The sequence below is a fragment of the Pseudomonas juntendi genome (assembly GCF_009932375.1).
Taxonomy (GTDB): Bacteria; Pseudomonadota; Gammaproteobacteria; order Pseudomonadales; family Pseudomonadaceae; genus Aquipseudomonas; species Aquipseudomonas juntendi.
The window spans coordinates 1-8,603 of sequence record NZ_BLJG01000113.1; the positions used below are offsets into that span (position 1 = coordinate 1).

9 protein-coding genes are annotated in these 8,603 nt (G+C 62.3%); 1 reads left to right on the forward strand and 8 read right to left on the reverse strand.

The window, feature by feature from the left end; translation table 11 throughout:
• Positions 1 to 25: 25 nt before the first annotated feature.
• Positions 26 to 1,090 carry an ABC transporter substrate-binding protein gene (locus GYA94_RS16005; RefSeq protein WP_110678066.1) on the reverse strand — a complete coding sequence of 355 codons (1,065 nt, stop codon included), beginning with the start codon at positions 1,088 to 1,090 and terminating at the stop codon, positions 26 to 28.
• A gap of 317 nt (positions 1,091 to 1,407) precedes the next feature.
• On the opposite strand from GYA94_RS16005, the gene GYA94_RS16010 reads away from it, so the two are divergent.
• Positions 1,408 to 2,121, forward strand: a complete 714-nt coding sequence (locus GYA94_RS16010) for a UTRA domain-containing protein (protein WP_161892693.1) — start codon at positions 1,408 to 1,410, stop codon at positions 2,119 to 2,121.
• 100 nt (positions 2,122 to 2,221) lie between these two features.
• On the opposite strand, the gene GYA94_RS16015 is transcribed toward GYA94_RS16010, so the two are convergent.
• From GYA94_RS16015 to minC, 7 genes are all read right to left on the reverse strand, one after another.
• Positions 2,222 to 4,375 carry a mechanosensitive ion channel family protein gene (locus GYA94_RS16015; protein WP_054912951.1) on the reverse strand — a complete coding sequence of 718 codons (2,154 nt, stop codon included), beginning with the start codon at positions 4,373 to 4,375 and terminating at the stop codon, positions 2,222 to 2,224.
• Positions 4,376 to 4,419: 44 nt separating this feature from the next.
• Complete coding sequence (locus GYA94_RS27695) at positions 4,420 to 4,587, reverse strand: hypothetical protein (protein WP_009686254.1); 168 nt, start codon at positions 4,585 to 4,587, stop codon at positions 4,420 to 4,422.
• Between the two features lie 220 nt (positions 4,588 to 4,807).
• Complete coding sequence (locus GYA94_RS16020) at positions 4,808 to 6,097, reverse strand: M18 family aminopeptidase (protein ID WP_009682847.1); 1,290 nt, start codon at positions 6,095 to 6,097, stop codon at positions 4,808 to 4,810.
• A 166-nt stretch (positions 6,098 to 6,263) separates the two neighbouring features.
• The gene (locus GYA94_RS16025) at positions 6,264 to 6,899 is read right to left on the reverse strand and encodes an RluA family pseudouridine synthase (RefSeq protein ID WP_029885883.1); all 636 of its coding nucleotides are present in this window, start codon (positions 6,897 to 6,899) and stop codon (positions 6,264 to 6,266) included.
• 153 nt (positions 6,900 to 7,052) lie between these two features.
• Positions 7,053 to 7,307, reverse strand: coding sequence for a cell division topological specificity factor MinE (gene minE, locus GYA94_RS16030; protein WP_009682849.1), 255 nt, complete (start codon positions 7,305 to 7,307; stop codon positions 7,053 to 7,055).
• A 3-nt stretch (positions 7,308 to 7,310) separates the two neighbouring features.
• Positions 7,311 to 8,123 (reverse strand): septum site-determining protein MinD, encoded by an 813-nt coding sequence (minD, locus tag GYA94_RS16035; protein ID WP_003252574.1) that lies wholly within the window; start codon positions 8,121 to 8,123, stop codon positions 7,311 to 7,313.
• Positions 8,124 to 8,243: 120 nt separating this feature from the next.
• The coding region (gene minC / locus GYA94_RS16040; RefSeq protein ID WP_161892694.1) for a septum site-determining protein MinC at positions 8,244 to 8,603 on the reverse strand (360 nt) is incomplete at its 5' end.

Genomic DNA, 8,603 nt, shown 5'->3' on the forward strand with positions numbered 1-8,603 from the left:
TTGAAACTTGAAACTTGAAGCTTCTTCATTCCATCTCGATGATCACCTGCTCCTGCCACAATTGCGGCAGCTTCTTCGAGGTCGTTTCCCAGGCTTCGGCATTCTTGATCGGCTGCGCCGCACTGTACTGCTCGTTGGGCAGCAGTTTGGCCTGCACGTCTTCCGGCAACTTCATGTGCTCGGCCCGGATCGGCCGGGCGTGCCCCTTGGCCAGGTTGATCTGCCCGGCGTCGCTGAAGATGTATTCACGAGTCAGCTTGGCAGCGTTGGGGTGCTTGGCATATTTGTTGATGACGGTGGTATAGCCGGAAATCACCGAGCCGTCGGCCGGGATCAGCACTTCAAAACGCTTGGGGTCGATCTGCTCGCGGTAGCTCAGGCCGTTGAAGTCCCATACCACGCCCACTTCAACTTCACCCTTTTCAAGGGTCTGGATGGTCGGGTTCGCCAGGGACAGGCGCTTCTGCTGCGCCAGTTTGGTGAACAGTTGCAGGCCGGGTTCGATGTTGCTTTCACTGCCTTTGTAGGCAATGGCTGCCGCCAACACGCCATTGGCCGCCTGGGCAGCGGTGCCGACGTCACCGATGGCGACTTTATACTTGCCCTTCTCCAGGTCATGCCAGGTGGTTGGGCGATCGCCTTCCTTGACCAAATCCTTGTTGATGATGAAGGCGATGGTGCCGGTATAGGCCAGTGCCCAGTGGCCATCTTCATCCTTGGCCCACGTCGGCACCTGGTCCCAGGTGCTGGGCTTGTACGGTTGGCTGACACCCTTGGCCACTGCAATCGGGCCGAAGGCGGCGCCCACGTCACCGATATCGGCGCTGGCGTTGTCTTTCTCGGCCTCGAACTTGGCCAGCTCCTGCGCCGAGCTCATGTCGGTGTCGCTGTGCTTGAGGCCATATTTGCTGGCCAGGTCTTCCCAGGTGCCTTTCCAGTTGGCCCAGGCATCGGGCATGCCCACGCTGTTGATGGTGCCTTCCTTGCGGGCGGCGTCTTCCAGCGCCTTGAGGTCAGGGCCGGCGGCCAGCGCCGAGGTGCACAGGGTAATGGCCGAACCGAGCAGTGACGCCATGAACAACTTTTTCATCCGAAGCTCCTTGGTATGGGTGCCTGTAGCGATCGTTGTTAGGAGTGAGGGGTTGTCTGGTGACCGTTGGTCTAGGTCAGCAAACCTTGAGCCAAGGTAGGCCGCTTGCGTGACAATTTGATGTAGGGGTACACCGGCAACGGCCCTGCGACTAAAGCGTAGACCACGGAATTCAACCGGTCGGGCGGCCTTGGCGCGTTTCTGGCAAGGGTCGCGGCAGGCGCTTGTCACAGGATATTCATCAGCCCTGCCTAGGCTGCACTAATCTTCACAGGCCCCTTTGTGGGGCTGGACTAGTCCAGATAGGTAACCTTTTGATGCAGTCGATGCCCCCGCGTGCGGTAACAGCCATCTGCCATGCCCTGCAGGAGCAGATCGAGCACGGCTTGCTGGAGCCGGGCGGCAAGTTGCCGGCCGAGCGCCGGCTGAGCGAGCTGTTCGGCACCACGCGCATTACCCTGCGTGAAGCGCTGGTGCAGCTTGAAGCCCAGGGCCTGATCTACCGCGAAGAGCGGCGCGGCTGGTTTGTGGCGCCGCAGCGCCTGACCTACGACCTGATCGAACGCAGCCACTTCCATGCCATGGTGCGCGCCCAGGGGCGCGTGGCCAGTACCGAGCTGCTGTCGGCGCGGCTGCAGCCAGCCCCGGCGGCCATCTGCGCGCGCCTGCAGTTGCCGGCGTTGTCCAGTGTGGTGCGCATCTGCCGGTTGCGGCGCATTGATGGGCGGGCAGTGTTGTATGCCGAGCACTACCTCGACCCCCGGTATTTTCCGGACATCCTCGAGCACGACCTGGCGCAGTCGCTGACCGAGATCTATGGGCGGGTGTATGGCATCGAGTATGGGCAGGTGTGTTTCGAGATCCTGCCCACGGCATTGCCGGTCGAAGCGGCGGGGGCGTTGAAAGTATCGGCGGGGAGCCCGGGTCTGCACATTACCCGGGTCAACAGCGACCAGTATGGGCACCTGATCGACTGTGACCTGGAGTATTGGCGGCATGATGCCATTCGTATTCGTGCCCAGGCGGGCTAGGGTGTTGGCTGCTTCGCGGGCTTGCCCGCTCCTACAGGTACTGCACAGGCCTTGAACACTGTGATTACCCTGTGGGAGCGGGCAAGCCCGCGAAGAGGCGCTAACTGGAGGAACCGGTTTCCGCCATCCCACCACCCCCGGCGGTCACCACCTGCACCGACAACCGTGGCGTCGCCAGATCCAGCCCGGCCTCGTCCAGTTGCCGCTTCAGCGCCAGGTTGAACGCCCGCGACACTTCCCATTGCTTGATCGGCGCGGTCTTGAACCGTGCCCGCAACACCGCCGAACCCGACTCGAAGCTTTCCACCCCCTGCAGCTCCAGCGGCGACCAGATATTGCGGCGCATCAGTGGGTCGTTGCGCAGTTTTTGCCCGACTTCGCGAATCAGCGTGATGGCCTGGTCGATGTTCATGCTGTGCGGGATCGCCACCCGGAAGATCGCGTAGCCGAACTCCCGCGAGTAGTTCTTGATGCTCTTGATTTCGCTGAACGGAATGGTGTGCACGATGCCGTCGATATCGCGCAGGCGCACGGTGCGAATGGTCAGCCCCTCGACGGTGCCCAGGTGGCCGCCGACATCCACGTAGTCGTCGATGGCCAGCGAGTCTTCGATGATGATGAACAGCCCGGTGATCAGGTCGGCCACCAGCGACTGCGCGCCAAAGCCGATGGCCAGGCCGATCACGCCGGCACCGGCCAGCAGCGGGGTGACGTTCATGCCCATGTTGGCCAGGGCCACGATCACGGCAATGATGAAGATGACCACGAACATCACGTTGCGGATCAACGGCATCATGGTTTGCGCGCGGGCATTGGCCAGCCCCCGGCGCGAACGTACCAAGGCATGGTGCACGGCGGTGTCGGCCAGGATCCACACCAGCCAGGCGACGATCAGCGTGCCGGCCAGCCCCAGCAGGCGCACGCTGATGTCGTGACCGTCGCCCTCGGCGAAGGTGATCATCGACAGGCCCCACACGCGCAGGCCCAGCTCGATGAACAGCAGCCAGATGAGGATGTGCACCAGCAGGTAGCCAAAGTTGCGCAGGCGCTCGGCATACACCGCCTGGCGCTTGGCCGCCCGCTTGGGGTTGGCTGCATGCCGCCGCACCAGGCCATTGAGCACCATGCACACCACCACCAGCACCGTGCACATCAGCGACTGGCGCAGCGCGGTGCTGGTGTCACCGGCAGAAACGAAGGTGGCGAACAGTGAAATCGCCACCAGGATCAGTGCGGGAATGAACCAGAAGCTGCCCAGGATCTCGATGGTGTCGCTGAGCGTGCGCCGGGTCAGGCGCCGGGACAGCGGCTGGTTGCGGATCAGGTGGGCGATCGGCCGGCGGAAGCGCAGGATGAACAGCCCGGTACACAGGGCGGCAATCACATTGGCCAGGGTTGCCAGCGCATGTGCCAGGTGGGTACCCAATGCCACCAGCAGGCGCGGGTCGCTCATGGCCTCGCCAAAGGCGGCGAAGCTGCCGATCAGCCACAGCGGCCGGAACGCCTGGTGCCGCAGGATATGCAGGGCGCGGTGGCGGTGCGGGCCGTCGAGCAGCGAAAAGGCGATGACGCACACCGCCGAGAAGCAGGTGCCCACCACCAGCGCGTAGGCCAGCACCATGGCCAGCGATTTGCCCAGTGACGGCGGCAGCACGAAGCTCAGGTACACGGTGAACACCAGCGCCACCAGCCAGGGGCCCAGCTTGCGCAAGGCAAAGCGCACCAGGTCCCAGGTGCGTGGGTGTTGCGGCAGTTCTTCACTCAGGCCAAACCGCAGGCGTATGCGGTGGCCGACCCAGTTGAAGAAGTAGGCCAGCAGGCTCCACACGGCAATCACCGCGGCAAAGCCGAACAGGATGGCCGGCCACTGGTGCACCGGCACCATCAGCTCGGTCAGCTCGACCTGGGCCTGTTCGATTTCCGCCGCCCAGCGGTGGAACGGGCTGGCATCGCCGCTGAACTGTTTTTCGAAGTCACTCAGCGCACCGCCGATCAGGCCGAGCACACCTTGCTCGACACTGGGCTGAGTTTGCCGGGTGGCATCGCGCAGTTTTTTCAGGTCGGCCAGCAGCTTGGCCCGTTGCTGGTCGTTCTCGAGGTTCTTGATCACCTCGTCCAGCGACTTGCCCAGTGGCTCGGTGGCCTCCGGCTGCGCGGGCGCGCTGCTGCCCAGCAGGCTGGGCAGGCCCGCTGCCTGCACCGGGGTGATGAACAGCAAGAACAGTAGGGACAGGAAACGCAGAAGGGCAGGCACTGGCAAATCTACCTCAGGTCAAACGATTGCCCGAGTGTAGAGGTTTATGTCGGCAGTTTCTCGAGGATCTTCCAGCAGGTCAGGCCAAAGATGCCCAAGGTGCCGATCCACATCATCAGCACACCGATACTGCGTTCGCGCATGCTGAAGCCAACGGTCAGCAACAGCAGGAACAGGAAAACCGGCACGAACAGGGACAAAAACGGGGACATGGACAGCAATCCTTTTGCAGTGGGGCCATGTAACAAGCATAGCGGGTGGCAAGCGAAGCGGGATTGACCTTGAGCAGGCCAGGCCCTATCGCCGGCAAGCCGGCTCCCACAGGTCCCCTGCAGGCCCTGGCATTGTGGGCTACAGGCAACCCCGCAGACCCAGGTATTGTGGGGACCTGTGGGAGCTGGCTTGCCGGCGATAGGGCCAGACCTGCCTACCTCAAGGCAGCTCGCGGCACCGGTAGAACGCTGTCAGCACCTTCACCAGGTGCGCCAGGTCATGGCTACCACACAGCTCGCGAATCGAGTGCATGGCAAAGGTGGGCAAGCCGATATCCACGGTGCGCACACCCAGGTGGCTGGCCGTGATCGGCCCGATGGTCGAGCCACAGCCCATGTCGCTGCGTACCACGAAGCTCTGCACGGGCACTTCTTCGGCCATGCACAGGTGGCGGAAGAACCCAGCGGTTTCGCTGTTGGTGGCGTAACGCTGGTTGTTGTTCACCTTGATCACCGGCCCGGCGTTGAGTTTGGGCCCATGGTTGCCGTCGTGCTTGTCGGCATAGTTGGGGTGCACGCCGTGGGCGTTGTCAGCCGATACCATCAGCGAACGCTGGATGGTGCGCACGTAGGTGTCGCCGTCGGGCAGCAGGCGTTGCAGGGTCTGCTCCAGCATCGGGCCATCGGCGCCGCAGGCCGAGCAGCTACCGACCTCTTCATGGTCAGTGCACACCAGTACGCAGGTTTCGTCGCTGTCGGCGGCCAGCAGTGCCTGCAGGCCGGCGTAGCACGACAGCAGGTTATCCAGGCGGGCCGCGGCGATGAAGTCGCCATTCAGGCCGACCAAGGCGGCCTGCTGGGTGTCGTAGAAGCTCAGTTCGTAGTCCAGCACCACGTCGGCGATCAGCTCGTGTTCACGGGCCAGTTGCTCGGTGAGCAGGGCGCGGAAGTCGATGCGTTCGTCACCGGCCACCTGGGCCAGAATCGGCGGCAGTTCGTTCTGCGGGTTGATCGCCCAGCCCTCATTGGCGGTGCGGTTCAGGTGGATGGCCAGGTTGGGGATGATGGCAATGGGCAGTTTGAAGTCGATCAGTTGGCTTTCGACCTTGCCATCACGGCGGTAGGTGACCCGCCCGGCCAGCGACAGGTCGCGGTCGAACCACGGCGCCAGCAGGGCGCCGCCATACACTTCCACACCCAGTTGCAAAAAGCCCTGGCGCTGCAGCTCGGGCTGCGGCTTGACCCGCAGGCAAGGGCTGTCGGTATGCGCGCCGACCATGCGGATACCGTGGTGTAGCGGGGCTTGCTTGCCCAACTTGATGGCGATGATCGACGAGTCGTTGCGGGTGACGTAGTAGCGCCCGCCCGGCACCGTGGCCCAGCTATCACGCTCGTCCAGGCGCTGGTAACCGGCTGCCTCCAGGCGTTGGGCCAGGCTGGCGGTGGCATGGAAGGGCGTGGGGGAGGCCTTGAGAAAGTCGATAAGGCCAGAATTCAGTGCATCGCGCATAACTCACTCCAATTCGAGCTTCAAGCTATAAGCTTCAAGCCATAAGCTACAAGCCATAAGCTACAAGTCGTAAGCTACAAGCTTCAAGCAAAGGCAGTCCGCGGAGCAAGCTTCCACGCGATCTGTCTTTGCTTTTTCTTGCAGCTTGAAGCTTGAAGCTTGCAGCTTAAAAAGGTGCAGGGCACTCGAACTTCAGCCGTTGCCCGGAAACCGGGTGGGTGAAGCTCAGCATCGAGGCGTGCAGGCACAACCGCTCATGCGCCGCCAATGCCTGCGGGTTGGCATACAGGCGATCGCCCAGCAACGGGTGCCCGATCGACAGCATGTGCACGCGCAACTGGTGTGAACGCCCGGTGATCGGGGTCAGCTCCACCCGGCAGTGGTCGCCACAGCGCTCGACGATGCGCCAGAAGGTCAGGGCATGCTTGCCTTGCTCATGGTCCACCACGTGGCGGGGCTTGGTCGGCGGGTCGTAGCGCAGCGGCAGGTCGATGCTGCCGCTGTCCAGCGCCGGCTGGCCCCAGCACAACGCGGTGTAGGCTTTTTCGGTTTCACGGTCGTGGAACTGGCGCGACAGCTCGCGGTGGCTGTCGGCATCGCGGGCCAGCAGGATGATGCCCGACGTTTCCCAGTCCAGGCGGTGCACGATCAGGGCGTCGGGGTAGCCGTTTTCCTGCAGGCGGGTGATCAGGCAGTCCTTGTTGTCGTCGGCGCGGCCAGGCACCGACAGCAGCAGCGTCGGCTTGTTGATCACCAGGATGGCGGCGTCTTCGTGCAGGATCTGGATGTTCGACAGCGGCATTGCTCGGTCTCGGTTATATCAGGGGAAAACAGCGGGGCCGCTTTGCGGCCCTTTCGCGACACAAGGCCGCTCCCACAGGGGGGTGCATAACCCTTGTGGGAGCGGCCTTGTGTCGCGAAAGGGCTGCAACGCAGCCCCGGCTTTTTTGCCGAATCAACGATCCGGCAAGGTAATGTTCAGCTCCAGAATCGAGCAGCTGCCCTGGTTCTCCAGCTCGATATGCACGTCGTCATTGCCGATGTTCACATACTTGCGGATCACTTCCAGCAGTTCTTTCTGCAGCTCCGGCAGGTAGTCCGGCTCGCTGCGCTGGCCGCGCTCGTGCGCCACGATGATCTGTAGACGCTCTTTCGCCACCGACGCGCTGGTCTGTTTCTGTCTGCCACGAAAGAAGTCAAAAAGGTTCATGGTTTATTTGCTCCCGAAAATGCGCTCGAAGAATCCTTTCTTCTGTACATCGATGAAGCGCATTGGCTTCTCTTTGCCCAACAGGCGGTCGACTGCATCGCTGTAGGCCTGGCCAGCGTCGCTCTGGTCATCGAGGATGACCGGGATACCCTGGTTGGAAGCCTTGAGCACAGCCTGAGACTCCGGGATGACGCCTTTGAGTTTGATCGACAGGATTTCTTCGACGTCGGCCACGCTGAGCATTTCGCCCTTCACCACGCGCTCGGGATGGTAGCGGGTGATCAGCAGGTGCTCCTTGATCGGCTCTTCGCCGTTCTCGGAACGGCGCGATTTGCTCGACAGGATACCCAGCATGCGGTCCGAGTCACGTACCGACGACACTTCAGGGTTGGTCACGACAATCGCTTCGTCGGCGAAATACATCGCCAGGTGCGCGCCTTTCTCGATACCGGCCGGCGAGTCGCAGATCACGTACTCGAAGTCCTTTTTCAGGTCCATCAGTACCTTTTCCACGCCTTCCTGGGTCAGCGCGTCCTTGTCACGGGTCTGGCTGGCGGCCAGCACGTACAGGTTCTCGAGGCGCTTGTCCTTGATCAGGGCCTGCTGCAGGTTGGCTTCGCCGTTGACCACGTTGACGAAGTCGTACACCACGCGGCGTTCGCAGCCCATGATCAGGTCGAGGTTACGCAGGCCCACGTCGAAGTCGACGATGACGGTCTTGTGGCCGCGCAGTGCGAGGCCGGTACCAATGGCGGCGCTGGTGGTGGTCTTGCCCACACCCCCCTTGCCGGAAGTAACCACGAGAATCTTGGCCAAGGTGTTTCACCCCTAAAATAGTCGGGACACTTGTCCCTGCAAAAAACTGAAATAGCTTTAATAGCTCAAATAAAAGGCAACTGTAAAAAAAGTTGCACTAAAAATGCTGGCAAGTATCCGTTAAAGACGGGTGATGTTCAACACGTCACCAGACAGGCTGACTTGCACGCCGGTGCCCCACAGCGGGTCGCGGCGCAGGTCTTCGCAGACCTTGTACTGGCCAGCGATGGAGACCATTTCGGCGGTCATCTGCTGGCAGAAGATACGTGCCTTGGTATTGCCTTTGATGCCGGCCAGGGCGCGGCCGCGCATGGCGCCGTACACATGGATGTTGCCATCGGCCAGAAGTTCCGCACCCGGGCTGACCGAAGCCGTGACTATCAGATCGCCACCTTGGGCGTAGATCTGCTGGCCGCCGCGTACGGGCGAAGTGATGATGCGGGTCGGGCGTACCTCCGGCTCCGGGGCGGGGGGCGGTAC

What these genes read in the sequence shown, in the direction of transcription:
- GYA94_RS16005 (WP_110678066.1), bottom strand. Translation starts at nt 1,090, where the DNA reads ATGAAAAAGTTGTTCATGGCGTCACTGCTCGGTTCGGCCATTACCCTG.
- GYA94_RS16010 (WP_161892693.1), top strand. Translation starts at nt 1,408, where the DNA reads ATGCAGTCGATGCCCCCGCGTGCGGTAACAGCCATCTGCCATGCCCTG.
- GYA94_RS27695 (WP_009686254.1), bottom strand. Translation starts at nt 4,587, where the DNA reads ATGTCCCCGTTTTTGTCCCTGTTCGTGCCGGTTTTCCTGTTCCTGCTG.
- GYA94_RS16020 (WP_009682847.1), bottom strand. Translation starts at nt 6,097, where the DNA reads ATGCGCGATGCACTGAATTCTGGCCTTATCGACTTTCTCAAGGCCTCC.
- GYA94_RS16025 (WP_029885883.1), bottom strand. Translation starts at nt 6,899, where the DNA reads ATGCCGCTGTCGAACATCCAGATCCTGCACGAAGACGCCGCCATCCTG.
- minE (WP_009682849.1), bottom strand. Translation starts at nt 7,307, where the DNA reads ATGAACCTTTTTGACTTCTTTCGTGGCAGACAGAAACAGACCAGCGCG.